A 15657-nucleotide genomic window follows, 5' to 3' on the forward strand; every position below is an offset into this window, starting at 1 on the left:
TGCTGGGCGATGAGTCTTTTGAGCGCGCAGACGCGCGCACCCACCCCCGGCCCCTGCCTTTCAGGGAGGGGAGGGAGGTCAGGCCCGCGCCAGATCGAGCGCGACGTCGACGATCATGTCTTCCTGCCCGCCGACCATCCGCCGCCGGCCGAGCTCGACCAGGATCGCGCGCGTATCGAGGCCGTGGTCGGCCGCTGCCTTTTCGGCATGGCGCAGAAAGCTCGAATAGACGCCCGCATAGCCCAGGCTGAGCGTCTCGCGATCGACCCGCACCGGCCGGTCCTGGAGCGGGCGGACTAGCGTCTCCGCCGCGTCCATCAGCTTGAACAGGTCGCAGCCGTGCAGCCAGCCTTTGCGGTCGGCGGCGGCGATGAACACTTCGAGCGGGGCGTTGCCTGCGCCTGCGCCCATGCCGGCCAGGCTCGCGTCGATGCGGATCGCACCGGCCTGCACCCCGACGATCGAATTGGCGACGCCGAGCGAGAGATTGTGGTGCGCGTGGATGCCGCGCTGGGTCTCGGGCTTGAGCACGCGGTCATAGGCTTCGCAGCGCGCGCGATAGCCATCCATGTCGAGCGCGCCGCCGCTGTCGGTGACGTAGATGCAATGCGCGCCGTACCCCTCCATCAGCACCGCCTGCTGGGCCAATGCCTCGGGATCGATCATGTGGCTCATCATCAGGAAGCCCGACACGTCCATGCCCAGATCGCGCGCCGCCATGATGTGCTGGCGGGCGACGTCCGCCTCGGTGCAATGCGTCGCAACGCGCACCGAGCGGACGCCGAGGCTATGCGCGTGCCGAAGTTCCTCGATCGTGCCGATGCCGGGGATCAGCAAGGTGGTCAGCACCGAATGGGTCAGCACCTCGGCCACTGCCTCGAGCCACTCCCAATCGGTATGCCGCCCGAAGCCGTAGTTGAACGAAGAGCCATTCAATCCGTCGCCATGCGCGACTTCGATCGCATCGACCCTGGCGTCGTCGAGCGCCTTGGCAATCGCGCGGACATGGTCGAGGCCATATTGGTGGCGGATCGCGTGCATCCCGTCGCGAAGCGTCACGTCCTGGACGTAGAGCTTGGTCTGGGTGGGATCGAGCGTCACGCGGCCTCCTGTCCAAGCCGGCGCGCGGCGATTTTCTCGGCAGTAGCGAGCGCCGTCGAGGTCATGATGTCGAGATTGCCGGCATAAGCAGGCAGATAATGCGCGGCGCCCTCGACCTCGAGAAACACGGTGGTTTTGATGCCTTCGAAAGTGCCGAGCCCTGGGATGCGCACCGGAGCGTTCGATCCGAAGCGCTCGAACTGCACTCTCTGCTTGAGCCGATAGCCGGGCACATAGGTCGCGACCTTTGCCACCATCGCCTCGACCGCGGCCTCGATCGCCGCCTCGTCGGCGCCGCTCGACAGCGCGAACACGGTGTCGCGCATCAACATCGGCGGCTCGGCGGGGTTGAGCACGATGATCGCCTTGCCCTTGGCGGCGCCGCCGACCTGTTCGATGCCACGCGACGTGGTCTCGGTGAACTCGTCGATATTGGCGCGGGTGCCCGGGCCTGCGCTCTTCGAGGCGATCGAGGCGACGATCTCGGCATAATGGACCGTGCCGACCGATGAAATCGCCGCGACGATGGGGATCGTCGCCTGGCCACCGCAAGTGACCATATTGACGTTGGGCGCGTCGAGGTGCGCGTCGCCGTTGACCACCGGAATCACGTAGGGCCCGATGGCCGCGGGGGTGAGGTCGATCATCACCTTGCCCGCCTGCGTGACGACGTCGCTGTGCCGCCGGTGTGCCCCCGCCGAAGTGGCGTCGAACACCACGCCGATCTCGCTCCAGACGGGAAGCGCCTGCAGCCCTTCGATCCCCGCATGCGTGGTCGCCACGCCCAGCCGTTGCGCCCGCGCCAGCCCGTCCGAAGCCGAGTCGATCCCGACCATCGTGGCCATTTCCAACCGCTCCGACTGCCGCATGATCTTGATCATCAGGTCGGTGCCGATGTTGCCCGACCCGATGATTGCGGCCTTGATCCTGTTGCTGCCCACACGACCCCTTCGAACATTGCCAAACAATGTCGCACAGGGCTAGAATATGTATGATTGTCATACAAGAGGATAAGCGATGCCCGCAACGACCAGGATCGCGATGATCGGCTATGGTGCGATCGGGATGGAGATCGCCGGCGCGCTCGCGAGGCTGGGGGAGGCGGGCAACCCGGTAGCGACGTTGGTCCGTCCGGGACGGCAAGCGCCGCGCGGTGTGCACGACGTTGAGGCGCTGATCGCCGCGCGTCCCGATGTGGTGATCGAATGCGCCGGACATCAGGCGGTGCGGGATTATGTTCCTGCACTGCTCGATGCCGGGATCGACTGTATCGTATCGTCGATCGGCGTGCTCGCCGATCCCGAGATGTCGGGGGCGCTCGCGGCGGCGGAACGTGACGGGGGTGGCCAGCTGCTGCTGCCGGCAGGGGCGATCGCCGGGCTCGACGGGCTGGTCGCGGCGGCGCTCGCCGGCATCGATACGGTGACCTACACCTCGTACAAGCCGCCGTACGCCTGGCGCGGGACCCTCGCCGAAACCGTGATCGACCTCGACGATCCCGCCAGCGAGCAGATTTTCTTCGAAGGCAGCGCGCGCGACGCCGCGGCCCAATATCCCAAGAACGCCAATGTCTCGGTCGCGGTGGGGCTCGCCGGGATCGGCATCGATCGCACGCGTGTCCGCCTCGTCTCTTCGCGTGCGGTTGGCGATCCGATGGGCGTGATCGAGGCGGAGGGGGCGTTCGGCCGCTTCCGCTTCGACATCCTCGCCCTCGCATCGCGGAGCAATCCCAAGACCTCGGCGCTCACCGGATACAGCCTGCTCCAGTGCGCGCGGCTGGGCATCGGGCTGCCGCTGGCCCATCTGGGCATGGACCATCCTACCGGAAGATCGTATGACAGCTGGTCGGAAGACCAATGACATAATAATGGTTCGCAATAGCAAAAATCGAATCCGCTAGGAGTGCTGCCTTGAACCTCGAAGATCTGCGCATCGTCGCGAACCCGACGCTGGTGCGCGACCATGCGCTCGACAAGCTGCGCACGGCGATCGCTACCGGCCTCTACAAGCCCGGCACCCGTCTGGTCGAACGCGAACTGTGCGACGCGCTGGGGGTGAGCCGTACCTCGGTGCGCGAGGCAATGCGCCAGCTTCAGTCCGAAGGGCTCATTGCGACCGGATCGCGCCGCGCGATCATCGTCTCGGTGCTCAGCGCCGAAGATGCCTATGACATCTACACGCTGCGCGAGATGGTCGAGACCACTGCGATCCGCCGCCTCGTCGCGCATGACGACCAGAAGGCGGTCAAGCGGCTCCAGGCGGCGTACAAGGCGATCGCCAAATATGCGGGGAAGGGCGATCTGCCGGCGCTCTCCGAGATGGCGGGTACCTTTTATGAGGAGATCCTCGATGGATCGGGCAGCAAGGTCGTGCGCGATACCGGGCGCCAGCTGCTCAAGCGGGTGAGCTATCTCCGCCTCGCCTCGATGGCCGAGCCGCAGCGTGTCGAGAACGGGCTCGCCGAGTGGAGCGCGATCGTCGATGCCGTGGCGGCGGGCGACGCCGATGCCGCGGCCACCGCGCTGGGCGCACATATCCGCAATTCGCGCACCGCCATCGTGGCGCGGCTCAAGGCACAGGAGCCGGCAACGCTCGACGCCTGATGTTTGTATGATTTTATGATTGTCATACAAAGTTACGTTCGTTACGCTTTAAGGCATGACGGAGCGAACGGCAGAACGCGTGTTGATCGTGGGTGGCGGGCCGGTGGGTTCAGTGCTCGCGTTGGCCTTGCGGCAGGCAGGGGTGCCCGTGCTGCTCATCGATCAGCTGGCGGCGCCCGAGCGCGATTGCCGCGCGGCGTCGTGCCACCCGCCTACGATCGCGATCCTGGCGTCGCTCGGGCTGCTCGATGCGGGGCTCGATCAGGGGTTGGTCTCGCCGGTGTTTCACTATCTCGATCGGGTGACGGGCAAGCTGATCGGTCGCTTCGCGCTGCCCGAGATGCAGGCGCCGCCCGAGCACGCTTTTGTGCTGCAATGGGAGCAGTACAAGATCGCCGACACCATCGCCGAGCGCCTTGCGGGCGATGATGGCGTAGAGATCCGCCGCTCGACCACGCTGACCGAAATCGAGCAGAGCGCGGACGGCGTGATCGCCACCGTGCAGCGCGCCGATGGTTCGGAGGAGCGCATCGCCGCGGCCTATCTCGTCGGCTGCGACGGCGGGCGCAGTACCGTGCGGAAGCTGTCCCAGATCGACTTCGAAGGCTTCACCTGGCCCGAGCGCTTCCTCAAGATCGACACGCGCCACGATTTCACGGCGCTTGGGCCCCAGATCGACAACCGCAACTATTTCTCCGATCCGGATCAGTGGATGAACCTGTTCAAGGCGCGCGGCGAGGACGGATCGGGGATGTGGCGCTCGGTCAGCCCGACATTGCCGGAGCAAAGCGAGGACGAACTGCTTTCGCCCGAAGCGATCGAGGCGCGGCTGCAGAAATTCTGTCCCAAGCCGGGCGCCTATGGGGTCGTCACCGTCGCGCTCTACAATGTCCATCAGCGCATCGCCGTGACGTTCAATCAGGGCCGCGTGCTGCTCGCGGGCGATGCCGCGCACGTCAACAATCCTGTCGGCGGGATGGGGATGAACGGCGGGATCCACGACGCGGTGAACCTCGCCGCCAAGCTCGCATCGATCCTGAACGAGGGCGCCGAAGCGCAGCCCTTGCTCGACCGCTATACCCGCCAGCGGCGAAAAGCGCAGATCGACGGCGTCCAGGCCCAGAGCATCGCCAACAAGCAGATGCTTGGCGAGAAGGATCCGGCGGTGCGCACCGCCAAGCTCGCCGAGATCGCCCGCGCCGCGGAAACGCCCGAGCTGCACGATGCCTTCATCCGTCGCGCGTGCATGATCGACAGCTACGCTGCCGCCGAAGCGACCCTTTAGGAGCCCGAACCATGCAGGTCGCCCGCCACGCCCGTCCCGCCGAAATCGCCGACTGGTCGCTCGAGCAGATCATGGACCGCTACGTCGCTCGGTTCGAGGATCGCGTGCCCGACTGGAACGCCTTTTCGGACGCGAGCATTGAGGGGTATCGCCGCGCCCAGCACCGCTTCATCGGCGCCGGCGCCTCCGGCAAGCATGACGATGCCGGCGTCGTGCCCGCAGGCAATTTCACCTTTTCGATCATGCTGGTGCCGCCGGGGCAGGGCAACGCGCCGCACACCCACGAGGTGGAGGAAGTGTTCTTCATCCTCCAGGGGCGCTGCACCGTGTTCGTCGAGGACGAGGCGGGCAACCGGCTGTCGCGTGAGCTCGGGCCGTGGGAGCTGATCTCGTGCCCCGCCGGGGTGATCCACGGCTATCAGAACGACACTGACGTGCCTTGCTACCTCCAGGTCGTTCTCGGCCGCGGCCGGCCCGAAGTCGCCGGCTTCGCCGACGACGCGCTGTTCGAGAAGCGCGAGGCGCATCTCTGAGATCGATCGCTAGCTCAGACGCATCTCCACGCCGGCCATACCCGTCGCCCATTGCGGGATCGCTTCGTAGAACAGGCATTCGCCGGTCGTGCCGCGCGTCGCCGCGGCGACGACGATCCAGGCATTGACCTCGAGCCCGCCATTGCCGGCGACATCGAGGATCTCCGGGTTCGCGCGTGCGGCCAGCGCATCGACATCGCCCGCCAGCATATCGGCAAGGAAAGCGCGGTCCCAGGCTTCATTGATAGTCCCTTCCCGCGGCATCCCCACCCAATGCGACAGCCCGCCGCCGGCGAGCAGCACGACACGCCGGTCGTCCGGTAACTGGTCGATATAGGCCCGCAGCACCTCGCCCAGCCGCCGGCTCGCGGCGGGGCTGGGCTCGGGATAGAAGACGGTGTTGACGTAAAGCGGCACCGCCGGGATGGTTCGCGCCGGATCGACGATGCCGAGCGGGATCATCACACCGTGATCGGGCTGGATCGGATCGACGGTCGCCACCGCCACGCGCTGCGCCTCGGCGAAGGCGCGCATTCCCAGCGCGAAATCGGGAGCGCCCGGAACCGGATCGCGCGGCAATCCCATGTCGCCGAGCGGGTGGAAGGTCTCGGCCGTGCCCACCGCGAACGGGGCGGGGGCGGTGAGGGTGAAGTTGTTGAGGTGGTCGCTGGTCACCACCACCAGCACGTCGGGATCGAGTGCGCGGATGCGGCGGCCGATTGCCTTCATCCCCTCGAACACGCGTTCCGACTGTTCCTCGACCCCATCGGGCGCGCCGAGCTGATGCGACATCGCAAAGGCGCCGACGAGTTTCGCCATTACAGTCTCCGGTCGAAAAAGTGGGACATCGCGAAGAAGGGCAGGGTCGGCCTGCCCGACCAGATCAGCCATTTGATCACGTAATTGCCGTGCACCCCCATCGCCGAGAGTTCGTCGCGGCTGCCGGCGCGCAGCACCGGCCGCGCATCCTCCGCCACCTCGAACCGCGCGAACAGCGCATCCGGATCAGTCTTGACCAGCCCGCGCTCCTCGGGGTGCCGGACGAGGTGCTCGATCAGCGCGTGGACCCCGACCGGGGCGGTCATGCCGAAGCGTCCACGCCCAGGAAGCGGTTGACCGCGCCGCAGAAGTCCTCGGTCTTCTCGATCATCGCCCAATGGCCGCAATGCGGGACGATATAGCCCCAGCTGTTAGGCAGCAGCTCGAGGAAGCGGTGCGCGCGCGGAAGGATCGAAACCCCGTCCTCCTTGCCGTTCACGACCAGCACGGGGTGCTCGATCGTCGCCAGCCGGTCCTCGTCATAGTTGAGCGTGCCCTTGCGGGTTTCGCCGTTGATCGCTTCGAGCGCGGCACGCGCCTTCGGGTTTTCGAGCAGCTGGAAACGGTATTCGACCATCTCGTCGCTAGGCTCGAACCCCGGCGCGGTGAGCCCGCCGATCACCCGGCGCATGCCGTCTCGCGTAAAGTCGTAATGGAGGTTGTGGAGCAGTTGCGGTGACGGTTTGGGCGGGATCGGCAGCCCGGCGCTGCCCATCAGCACGATCCGGTCCAGCAGTTCCGGGCGATCGAGCGCCACGCCGATCGCAGTGGCGCCGCCCATCGAATTGCCGACGATATCGACCCCGCGCAGCTCCAGCGCGTCGAGAAAACCGGCAAGGTGCGCGTTGCGCCCCGGCTGGTCGTAGACATAGCTTTCAGGCGAAGGCTTGTCGGTCTTGCCGAACCCGATCATGTCGGGCGCGATCACCCGGAAATGCGGCGCGAAATGCGCGAACGTATCCTTCCAGTTGCCCCAGGCGTCCGCCCCCGCGCCGCCGCCATGGACGAGCACGAGTACCGGGCCGTCGCCGGCCTCGAGATAATGGGTGCGGATGCCGGCAGCATCGACGAAGTGCGACTGGATTTCCATGCTCGTGCTCCTCAGCGCAGATCGCTCTTCTGCTGGATGCCGCGGCCGTGGCGGCTGGCGAGGCGGCGCCATTCGAGGATCGTCTCGTCGGGCTCGCACAGCATCTCGTCGACCCAGCCATAGTCGTCGGCGTAGAACGGCTCAGTCACTTCGCGCGCCCAGATGTCGTCGGCGTTGAACCCGTCGAGCCCGTGTGGCTTCCAGGTGGTCTCGAACTCGTTGGCGAAGGTCCTTCGCTCTCCGTCCGTCGAGCACGGCTTGCCGATCGTCTGGACATAGAGATGGCGCTCGCCGTCGAGCGGGACATACCATTCGAACTGTATCAGCCCGCCGACCGGGAAGTTCTCGACCTTGAGCACGCCGGGCAGCCAGATCGAGGTGCCTGCGGCCGCGGACGTGCCCTTGACCGCTGTCGAGCGAGGACCGCTGACCACCACTTCGCCGTCGATCACGCCGTCCCAGACGGGGGTGTGCTGCGCGAAGTCGTCGGTCACGCCCTTGGGGCCGTCCGCGTCCTCGACCAGTTGGACCGCGCCGGGCAGCGGGGTGTGACCGATCGGGAAGTTGAACGTGCGATAGTGGCGGAGCGTGGTGTCCTTGTGGATGAAGATGTGCAGGCCGTCGAAGCCGTTCTCGGCACCGAGCCGCCAGTTCGAGTTGACGATGCGGTGCTTGCCAAGGACCATCAGGTCGTCGTCGAGGAACCCCGGCGGCACGTCCTTCTTGAGATCATGGACCTCGTCCTCATCCCCGAGGAATACGAATATCAGCCCCTTGGCCTCCTGCACCGGGTAGGTGACGATTTTCCGGCGCTTGATCAGCCGGCTGTCGGGCACCGCAAGGATATTGACCAGCTCGCCGGTCTGAAAGCGATAGGTGTAGCCGTGATACCAGCAGGTGATGGTATCCTTGGTGTAGCAATCGGGCTTCCGGGAGAGTGGCACACCGCGATGCAAGCAGCGATCGCGCATCGCATAGACCTTGCCCTCGATCCGCTTGATCAGCAGCTTCTCGCCGAGCAGCTCGATCACTTCGATCGCGCCCTCGTCGAGCTCCTTGGAGAAACGCACCGGATACCAGTGGTTGCGGAAGCCCATCTTGGCTTCGACATAGCCCTTCCAGTCCCCGACCATGCTGACGACCTCGGGATTGACCAGCGGCGTTTCGTTCATCGTTGTTCCTTCGGGTCCAGATATCAGCGGAAAGAGGCGGAGACGGTGCCGAGTCCATCGATCACGGCGTGCACCTGGTCGCCGGGGGCGACGGGGCGCATCGGCCCAAGCGCGCCGGTGAGGATCACTTCGCCGGCGCGTAAAGGGCGGCCGAGCGTGAAGCTGGTCCGCGCCAGCCAGGCCGCGGCGTTGAGCGGGCTGCCCAGGCAATCGCTGCCTTCGCCGCGCGACGCGACCTCGCCGTTGATCGTCATCACCATGCCGCAGCCCGACAGGTCGAGCCCGTCGATCCGCCGCGCCGGGCCGCCGAGCACCACCGCGCCTGCCGAGGCATTGTCGGCGACGGTATCGAGGATGCCGATCTTCCAGTCGGCGATGCGGCTGGCGACCACTTCGAGCGACGGCAGCACATAATCGGTCGCGGCGATCACGTCGGCGACGCTGGCGCCCGGCAGATCGAGGTCGCGGCCGAGGATCAGCGCGACTTCGGCCTCGATCCGCGGCTGGCGGAGATCGGCATGATCGAGCACAATATTGTCGCCGAACACCATCTCGTCGGTCAGGTGGCCGAAATCGGGCTCGCCGACGCCGAGTTGGGTTTGCACCGCGGGCGAAGTCAGTCCGATCTTGCGGCCGACGACGCGGCGCCCGGCGGCGAGGCGCTGTTCGATCTGCCAGAGTTGCACGCGATACGCCCGGTCGATGCTCCCGACCTCGTCGGCGATCGGGTCGATCGGTGCCCCGGAATACGCGGCGGTGAGCTGCTGCCCCAGGCTGGCGACTGCATCAATATGGGAATCGGTCATTCGACTTTCCTCGTATTCGATATGATTGTATGACAAACATTCGAGCCGCTTGTCGAGGAGGAAAGTTCACGATGTTTCGCGCAACCTTGCAGTTCCAAGACGGCGGATCGTTCGAACTCGCGGTTCCCGATGGACAGACGCTGGTGGAAGCCGCGATCGAGGCGGATGCGCCGCTGCGATCGGATTGCATGAGCGGGACTTGCGGATCGTGCATCGCGCGCTGCGCCGAGGGGCGCGTCGCGCGCGAGGTGATGGAGATGCCAATCGTCAGCGCAGATGAGGCGGCTGCTGGAATCTACCCCACCTGCCTGACCCGGCTCGAATCGGACGCGCGGTTCGAGCTCGATTATCCGCTGGCGCCGCGGCCGAGCGATCCCGGCCGCCATCGCGGCGAACTGCTCGCGATCGACCGCCTCGCCGCCAGCGTCTCGCGGCTGACGATTCGGCTGGAGAGCCCGGAGGATTTCCGCTTCCAGCCCGGCCAGTATTTGCGCCTGCGCCCCCCGGGGCTGCGCGCGGCGCGAGCCTACTCGATCGCCTCGGCGCCGGGCGCGCTGCCGTTGGTCGAGTTGCTGATTCGCCATGTGCCGGGCGGGCAGGTCAGCGACTGGCTGGAGAGCGAGGCGGCGGTGCCGGGCGCAACGATGACGCTGCAGGGGCCGCTTGGCGGTTTCGCGCTCGACGATCGGGCTACGCGCGCGGTGTTCGTCGCGGGCGGCACCGGGCTCGCGCCGTCGCTGGCGATGATCCGGGCGAACGCGGGGCGGATGCCGATGCTGTTATGCTTCGGCTGCACCCGCCGTGAGGAACTGTTCCTCCACGAGGAGCTGCGCGCGCTCGAAGCCGGGACGCCCGGGCTGGAGGTGCGGATCGCGCTGATGGAAGGTGCGGCCGGCGATGTGCGCGAGGGGACCGCGGTGGCGCTGCTCGCCGGCGATCCGGTCGCGGGGGCGAGCTACCATCTGTGTGGCCCCCCCGGGATGGTCGATGCGGCGCGGGTGGTGCTACGCGCCGAAGGCGTCGCACCCGAGAGAATCCGCGCCGAGCGGTTCGCGGTGGGAGGGTGACATTCTGTTCCGCGGCGGAGGCCGGGGCCCAGTCTCGACCGACTATCGCAGGTGCCGTGCGCTTCTCTTGTCGCATTGCAGTTGGACGCCGACCTCCGCCGGGGAACTGCTCTCGAATCGAGCTTAGCTTTCCAGCCACTCCCGTGCGCGCGTTTCGGCCTCGACGAGCGACCGCCCGCCGCCCAGCGCCACCGCGAGCAGCAGCCTTAATTTCCGCGCGCTGAGATCCTCGGCCCCAATCGCGCCGATCGCGGCAAGCGCTGCGCCAGTTTCGTAGGCGGGGGCGGTGCCGCCTTCCAGGCAATGCGTGGCGAGGCCGATCAGCACCCCGGCGGCGCGGGCGCGCTCGATTGCCGGAACCAGCGGAGTGGGCACGTTGCCACGGCCAAAGCCTTCGATCACCAGCCCGCGCACCCCGGCGGCGACCAGTGCGTCGACCAGCGCCGGGCTGCTGCCCAGCCCTAGCGCGGCGATCTCCACCGCCGGCTCGAGATCGGCCACTTCGAACACCGGTGCGCGGCGCGGGGTGGCGGTGAGGCGGACGCCATGCCCGTCGACTCGGCCGATCGCGGTGCCGTGCGGGCCGAACGCCTCGGGGCCGCTGCTGTCGAGCTTCCGGGCGCTGCGCGCGGGCAAGATGCGTCCGCCGAACACCACGACGGTGCCGATCCCGCGCGCCGCCGGATCGCGCGCCACCGCCACCGCGTCGTGGAGATTGGCCGGGCCGTCGCAGCCGGGCAGCGAGGCGGCGCGCTGCGCGCCGGTGAACACCACCGGCATGTCGCCGCTATGGAACAGGTCGATCAGGAAGGCGACGTCCTCCATCGTATCGGTGCCATGGGTGACGACTACGCCCGCCGCGCCCTCGGCGGCGGCTTCGGAGACAAGGTCGGCGATTCGCATCGCATCGCCGAACTCCATGTCCTCGCTCAGCCCGGCATAGGCCTGGCGCTCGATGACGCCGGCGCGCGCTGCCGGCGCCAGAACCTCGCGCAATCCGGCGGCCCCCGCCCGACCCACCAGCACCCCCTGCGCATCGGGCAGCGATGCGATCGTGCCGCCGGCATCGACCAAAACAAGGCTGGACATCACAATTTCCTTTGCGCAAAGTTTGTATGACAATCACACAAATAAAGTTGGTGCACGAGATTGCCATGGCCGAAAGAACTGCCCTTTGCCAAGTCGATACCCTCGAGCCGGGCGAGATGGTCCGTGTCGAGGTGGCTGGGGAGGATCCGCTGCTGCTGATCAACGACGCCGGCGTGTTTCGCCTGCTCGACGATGACTGCACCCATGCGATCGCCTCGCTCTCAGAAGGCCGGCTGGACGGGAACATCCTGTCCTGCCCACTGCACGGCGGCAGCTTCGACATCCGCACCGGCAAGGCCAAGTCTCTGCCCTGCAAGCAGGCGCTGCGCACCCACAAGGTGATCGTCGAGAGCGGGATGGTGTACTTTGAAGGGTAAGATGGCAGGCTGCACATGACCGTCGTGTCATCGCCACGGGACGTTCGTTGACTTTATCAGATCAAATTGCTGTCAAGCATTGATCAATAATCTCGCCAGTGAAATCATTAATCATTCGAGCTCGATTCGCTATGTCGTTTTCGATCATCTGGTTTTCAGGAGCTGTCATATGATAAAGCTGTTGAAGATGTTTTTATCGCCACTGCGCTGGTTGGTAGCGTGACCAGTCCAGCGAGCGCGATGAAGCCTCAACGGCAATTGACCGAGTTCTTCGATGATGAGAGCTACACCAATTTGGTCGGCTAGATCATCATCTTCTGCGACGGTACGCGCTTTCGAAGCGGTGCCTATCCGGGATATGTCGTGGTGACAGAATATAGCTGCGAATAAGTAAGGCAGGGGGCGTCAGGCAACGTCTGCGGTTCCCTGATGTTACAATCGCGAGCAGTTGGAGAAATTCAACTGTGAGGTCTGGATCCTTTCTCAGTCGTGGTGTGCGCCATGGGCGAACGCGGTGGGGAGCGTTCGCGTGCCGCTATCGCCCCACCGCATAGGCCTGCATCAGCCGCGGTGTCGCCGCTGCGTGCAGGACCCCGTCGGCATCGCGCTCCGCGGCGGTAAGCCGCCCCGCCGACCAGGCCGGCGCCACACGCAGATCGTGCCCCCGCTGCCGCAGTTCGGAGATCATCGCGTCACCGTAGCTCTCCTCGATCACCGCGACGCCAGGCATCGCTTCGCGCGGATAAAAGGAGGAGGGGAAGTGCAGGCTATGGAACAGCGGCAGGTCGAGCGCCGCCTGCAGCGTCATCCCGCCGAGGATCCGGCGGAGTAGCAGGACGAGCTGCCACTGGTCCTGTTGGTCGCCGCCGGGCGTACCGCACACCAGCGCCGGGCGCCCCTGATGCAACGCCAGCGTCGGCGTAAGGGTCGTGCGCGGGCGCTTGCCGGGGGCGAGGCTGCCGGGCAGTCCCGGCTCGAGCCAGAACATCTGCGCGCGGGTGTTGAGCGCAAAGCCGAGGCCCGGCACGGTCGGCGACGATTGCGGCCACCCGCCCGAGGGCGTGGCGGTGACCATATTGCCCCAGCGATCGATCACGTCGAGATGCACCGTATCGCCGGGCTTGAGCGTCGGTTTTAGGTGCATCATCGTTGGCTCGCCGATGCCGATCCCTGCCGCTTCGCTGGTCGCCACGCGCACCTGCGCCATGCCGCGCGCGACTTGTTCCTCGAAGCCTGGGACGATGCCAGGCCGCAACGCATCGCTGGCATCGGGGCGGATCAGCGCCGCGCGGCTGAGCGCATAGCCACGCGACAGCAGCGTCTCCATCGGCACCGCGGCAAAATCCGGGTCGCCATAGTAGGCCTCGCGATCGGCGAAGGCGAGCTTCTGCGCCTCGAGCGCGAGATGGACGAAGTTGGCGCCGGCCAAGTCGATATCGGCAATCCCCATTGCGTCGAGCAGCAGCAGCGACTGGAGCAGGACGGGGCCTTGGCCCCAGGGGCCAGTCTTGCAGATCGTCCAGCCGTGGAAATCGGCGATGACCGGATCCTCATAGGTCGCCTGCCAGCGGGCCATGTCCTCGCCGGTGAGCAGCCCGGCATGGCGCTCGCCGCTCGCGTCCATCAATTCGGTGCGCGCGAACGCGTCGATCGCCTCGGCGACGAAGCCCTGGCGCCACGCATGGCGGGCGCGGTCGATCCGCGCCTCGCGGCTGCCCTGGGTGCCCGCCTCGGCAACCAGCCGCTGCCAGGTCGCGGCGAGAATGGGATTGCGGAACAGCGTGCCGCCCTTGGGCGGCATGCTGCCGGGCAGCCAGATCTCCGCGCCGCTCGGCCATTCGGTGCGCAGTGCATCGGCGACATCGGCGATCGCCCGCGCGGCGCCGGGCAGCAGCGGATGACCGTTCAGCGCGTAGCCGATCGCTGGCGCCAGCACCTCGGCCAGATCCATCGTGCCGTGATCGCGCAGCAGCGTCAGCCAAGCATCGAACGCGCCGGGCACTACCGCGGCGATCAGCCCCGATCCGGGCACCATGTCGAGGCCCTGGTCGCGGAAATGGTCGATCGTTGCTGCGGCGGGCGCGACGCCCTGGCCGCACAGCACCCGGGTCTCGTCGCGCGCGGCATCGTGGAACAGGATCGGCACTTCGCCTGCCGGGCCGCACAGATGCGGCTCCACCACGCACAGGGTAAATCCGCCCGCCACCGCCGCGTCGAACGCGTTGCCGCCGCGCTCAAGCACACCCATCGCCACCTGCGAGACGATCCAGTGCGTCGAGGCGACCACGCCGAAGGTGCCGCTGATCTCGGGGCGCGTCGTGAACATGGGGCTTCCTTCGAGTTAGGGATGGGGTTCGGCCGCGGCGCGGCGCAGCGCTTCTCGGCCAAGGATGAGCAGGAGCGTTCCGGCCGCCGCGCCCGCGCCGCCGACGATCGCCATCGACAGCCCGATGCTGTCGGGGCGCTCGAAGACATGGTCGGTGAGCCCGGCGGTGATCACCGCGATGATCGCTTGGCCCATCACGTTCTGGACGAAGAAGAACAGCGCGACATAGAGCCCGCGCAGGCGGTTGGGCGCCACCGTCGCCGCGACCACCGCGTGATGGCCGACCGACGCGCAAGTCAGGAACAGCAGCAATCCCAGCGCCGCCAGCGCAGCGGCCGAATCGCCGAGCAGCGGCATCGCCACCGCGACGGGCACCAGCAGCGCGGCGCAGACCGCGGCGGTGCGGAACGCCGCATCGGCGCGGCCCTTCGCGAGCATCCGGTCGGTCACCGTCGCGCCAAGCCACTGGCCCAGCGCAGTGGGCACGAGGAACAGCAGTGCGAGCGGCAGCGCGAGTTGCGCCGGGCGCAGCCCGTGCACGCGATCGAACAGTGCCGGACCCCAGAGCAGGAAGCCGGCAAAGGGCAGGTTGATGCAGCTATAGCCCAATATGTACGCGATCGAGACCTCGCGGCGCGCCTTGAGGAACGCGACGAAGCTCGCCGGCTTCGCAACCCTCGCCGATTGTCGCCGCGCCGGCTCGCGCATCGTCAGCATCAGCGCGGCGAGCAGGATGCCGGGCGCGCCCGCGGCGAAGAATACGAATCGCCAGGGGGGTAGGCCCAGGATCGCGCCGTGCGCGGAGGCGAACTCGATCAGCAGCCCTCCGGCGAAATAGGCGATGCTCGATCCGATCGTCGCGCCGAGCGTATAGAGCGCGACGGCACGTCCGCGGCGTTCGGGCGGATAAAGATCGGCGATCAGCGAATAGGCGGCCGGAGCCAGCGCGGCCTCGCCGATGCCGACGCCTAACCGCGCCGCGAACAATCCGGCAAAGTCGGACGCCAGTCCCGAAGCGATCGTGCACAGACTCCACAATGCCACGCCGACCGCGACGATTCGCCGCCGCGAGAACCGGTCTGCGAGCCAGCCGATCGGCAGCCCCATCGTCACGTAGAACAGCGCGAACGCGACCCCGCCGACCAGCGCGAACTGCATGTCGCTCAGCTGGAGCTCGGCGGAGATCGGGCGGACGAGGATCGACAGGACGATCCGGTCGAGGAAGGCGAGCACGTAAGCGAAGAACAGCAAAGCGAGCGCCCACGCCGCGGTACGCCGGTGTGGCCAAGGCGACTCGTGTGCAGCGTCCGGCACAATAATCTTTGTCATACAATCATACGAAACTTTTCTTTTCGGCTTGGCAAGAGGCGGAAATCGACGGCTTTGCGA

The 15657-nt window shown here is 66.8% G+C and carries 16 protein-coding genes; 6 read left to right on the forward strand and 10 right to left on the reverse strand.

Annotated elements, in window-relative coordinates; genetic code table 11:
* Positions 1-78: 78 nt before the first annotated feature.
* On the reverse strand, positions 79-1041 hold the full coding sequence (gene dmpG / locus RZN05_RS00070; protein WP_394804810.1) for a 4-hydroxy-2-oxovalerate aldolase: 963 nt from the start codon (positions 1039-1041) through the stop codon (positions 79-81).
* Positions 1042-1097: 56 nt separating this feature from the next.
* Positions 1098-2042, reverse strand: coding sequence for an acetaldehyde dehydrogenase (acetylating) (locus RZN05_RS00075; protein WP_317224585.1), 945 nt, complete (start codon positions 2040-2042; stop codon positions 1098-1100).
* Between the two features lie 76 nt (positions 2043-2118).
* Between RZN05_RS00075 and RZN05_RS00080 the strand changes: the two genes are divergently transcribed.
* From RZN05_RS00080 to RZN05_RS00095, 4 genes are read left to right on the forward strand one after another with little or no spacing between them, the layout of a single operon-like run.
* Complete coding sequence (locus RZN05_RS00080) at positions 2119-2961, forward strand: aspartate dehydrogenase (RefSeq protein ID WP_317224587.1); 843 nt, start codon at positions 2119-2121, stop codon at positions 2959-2961.
* 50 nt (positions 2962-3011) lie between these two features.
* A complete protein-coding gene (locus RZN05_RS00085) occupies positions 3012-3704 on the forward strand; it encodes a GntR family transcriptional regulator (RefSeq protein ID WP_317224588.1) in 693 nt (230 codons plus the stop codon).
* Between the two features lie 55 nt (positions 3705-3759).
* A complete protein-coding gene (locus tag RZN05_RS00090; RefSeq protein ID WP_317224589.1) occupies positions 3760-4989 on the forward strand; it encodes an FAD-dependent oxidoreductase in 1230 nt (409 codons plus the stop codon).
* A gap of 11 nt (positions 4990-5000) precedes the next feature.
* Complete coding sequence (locus RZN05_RS00095) at positions 5001-5522, forward strand: cupin domain-containing protein (RefSeq protein WP_317224590.1); 522 nt, start codon at positions 5001-5003, stop codon at positions 5520-5522.
* A 9-nt stretch (positions 5523-5531) separates the two neighbouring features.
* On the opposite strand, the gene RZN05_RS00100 is transcribed toward RZN05_RS00095, so the two are convergent.
* The 5 genes from RZN05_RS00100 to RZN05_RS00120 are packed head-to-tail and all read right to left on the reverse strand — an operon-like array spanning position 5532 to position 9409.
* A complete protein-coding gene (locus tag RZN05_RS00100) occupies positions 5532-6341 on the reverse strand; it encodes a DODA-type extradiol aromatic ring-opening family dioxygenase (RefSeq protein WP_317224591.1) in 810 nt (269 codons plus the stop codon).
* The gene (locus tag RZN05_RS00105) at positions 6341-6607 is read right to left on the reverse strand and encodes a hypothetical protein (protein WP_317224592.1); all 267 of its coding nucleotides are present in this window, start codon (positions 6605-6607) and stop codon (positions 6341-6343) included. Before RZN05_RS00105 ends, RZN05_RS00100 begins: the two co-directional genes overlap by 1 nt.
* On the reverse strand, positions 6604-7431 hold the full coding sequence (locus RZN05_RS00110) for an alpha/beta fold hydrolase (protein WP_317224593.1): 828 nt from the start codon (positions 7429-7431) through the stop codon (positions 6604-6606). Before RZN05_RS00110 ends, RZN05_RS00105 begins: the two co-directional genes overlap by 4 nt.
* Before the next feature lie 11 nt (positions 7432-7442).
* The gene (locus tag RZN05_RS00115; RefSeq protein ID WP_317224594.1) at positions 7443-8603 is read right to left on the reverse strand and encodes a Rieske 2Fe-2S domain-containing protein; all 1161 of its coding nucleotides are present in this window, start codon (positions 8601-8603) and stop codon (positions 7443-7445) included.
* 23 nt (positions 8604-8626) lie between these two features.
* Complete coding sequence (locus RZN05_RS00120) at positions 8627-9409, reverse strand: 2-keto-4-pentenoate hydratase (protein ID WP_317224595.1); 783 nt, start codon at positions 9407-9409, stop codon at positions 8627-8629.
* 71 nt (positions 9410-9480) lie between these two features.
* Here RZN05_RS00120 and RZN05_RS00125 point away from each other — a divergent pair, with 71 nt between their 5' ends.
* Entirely contained in the window at positions 9481-10476 is a 996-nt protein-coding gene (locus tag RZN05_RS00125; protein ID WP_317224596.1) for a 2Fe-2S iron-sulfur cluster binding domain-containing protein, read from the forward strand.
* 123 nt (positions 10477-10599) lie between these two features.
* Here RZN05_RS00125 and RZN05_RS00130 read toward each other — a convergent pair whose 3' ends face one another.
* The gene (locus tag RZN05_RS00130; protein ID WP_317224597.1) at positions 10600-11565 is read right to left on the reverse strand and encodes an asparaginase; all 966 of its coding nucleotides are present in this window, start codon (positions 11563-11565) and stop codon (positions 10600-10602) included.
* 50 nt (positions 11566-11615) lie between these two features.
* Here RZN05_RS00130 and RZN05_RS00135 point away from each other — a divergent pair, with 50 nt between their 5' ends.
* The gene (locus RZN05_RS00135; RefSeq protein ID WP_317227527.1) at positions 11616-11942 is read left to right on the forward strand and encodes a non-heme iron oxygenase ferredoxin subunit; all 327 of its coding nucleotides are present in this window, start codon (positions 11616-11618) and stop codon (positions 11940-11942) included.
* Positions 11943-12477: 535 nt separating this feature from the next.
* On the opposite strand, the gene RZN05_RS00140 is transcribed toward RZN05_RS00135, so the two are convergent.
* The gene (locus RZN05_RS00140; RefSeq protein ID WP_317224598.1) at positions 12478-14268 is read right to left on the reverse strand and encodes a gamma-glutamyltransferase family protein; all 1791 of its coding nucleotides are present in this window, start codon (positions 14266-14268) and stop codon (positions 12478-12480) included.
* Positions 14269-14283: 15 nt separating this feature from the next.
* Entirely contained in the window at positions 14284-15597 is a 1314-nt protein-coding gene (locus RZN05_RS00145; RefSeq protein WP_317224599.1) for an MFS transporter, read from the reverse strand.
* Between the last annotated feature and the right edge of the window lie 60 nt (positions 15598-15657).

The organism is Sphingomonas sp. HF-S4 (assembly GCF_032911445.1).
GTDB lineage: Bacteria > Pseudomonadota > Alphaproteobacteria > Sphingomonadales > Sphingomonadaceae > Sphingomonas > Sphingomonas agrestis.

What these genes read in the sequence shown, in the direction of transcription:
- dmpG (WP_394804810.1), bottom strand. Translation starts at nt 1,041, where the DNA reads ATGCACGCGATCCGCCACCAATATGGCCTCGACCATGTCCGCGCGATT.
- RZN05_RS00080 (WP_317224587.1), top strand. Translation starts at nt 2,119, where the DNA reads ATGCCCGCAACGACCAGGATCGCGATGATCGGCTATGGTGCGATCGGG.
- RZN05_RS00090 (WP_317224589.1), top strand. Translation starts at nt 3,760, where the DNA reads ATGACGGAGCGAACGGCAGAACGCGTGTTGATCGTGGGTGGCGGGCCG.
- RZN05_RS00095 (WP_317224590.1), top strand. Translation starts at nt 5,001, where the DNA reads ATGCAGGTCGCCCGCCACGCCCGTCCCGCCGAAATCGCCGACTGGTCG.
- RZN05_RS00100 (WP_317224591.1), bottom strand. Translation starts at nt 6,341, where the DNA reads ATGGCGAAACTCGTCGGCGCCTTTGCGATGTCGCATCAGCTCGGCGCG.
- RZN05_RS00105 (WP_317224592.1), bottom strand. Translation starts at nt 6,607, where the DNA reads ATGACCGCCCCGGTCGGGGTCCACGCGCTGATCGAGCACCTCGTCCGG.
- RZN05_RS00110 (WP_317224593.1), bottom strand. Translation starts at nt 7,431, where the DNA reads ATGGAAATCCAGTCGCACTTCGTCGATGCTGCCGGCATCCGCACCCAT.
- RZN05_RS00115 (WP_317224594.1), bottom strand. Translation starts at nt 8,603, where the DNA reads ATGAACGAAACGCCGCTGGTCAATCCCGAGGTCGTCAGCATGGTCGGG.
- RZN05_RS00120 (WP_317224595.1), bottom strand. Translation starts at nt 9,409, where the DNA reads ATGACCGATTCCCATATTGATGCAGTCGCCAGCCTGGGGCAGCAGCTC.
- RZN05_RS00125 (WP_317224596.1), top strand. Translation starts at nt 9,481, where the DNA reads ATGTTTCGCGCAACCTTGCAGTTCCAAGACGGCGGATCGTTCGAACTC.
- RZN05_RS00130 (WP_317224597.1), bottom strand. Translation starts at nt 11,565, where the DNA reads ATGTCCAGCCTTGTTTTGGTCGATGCCGGCGGCACGATCGCATCGCTG.
- RZN05_RS00140 (WP_317224598.1), bottom strand. Translation starts at nt 14,268, where the DNA reads ATGTTCACGACGCGCCCCGAGATCAGCGGCACCTTCGGCGTGGTCGCC.
- RZN05_RS00145 (WP_317224599.1), bottom strand. Translation starts at nt 15,597, where the DNA reads ATGACAAAGATTATTGTGCCGGACGCTGCACACGAGTCGCCTTGGCCA.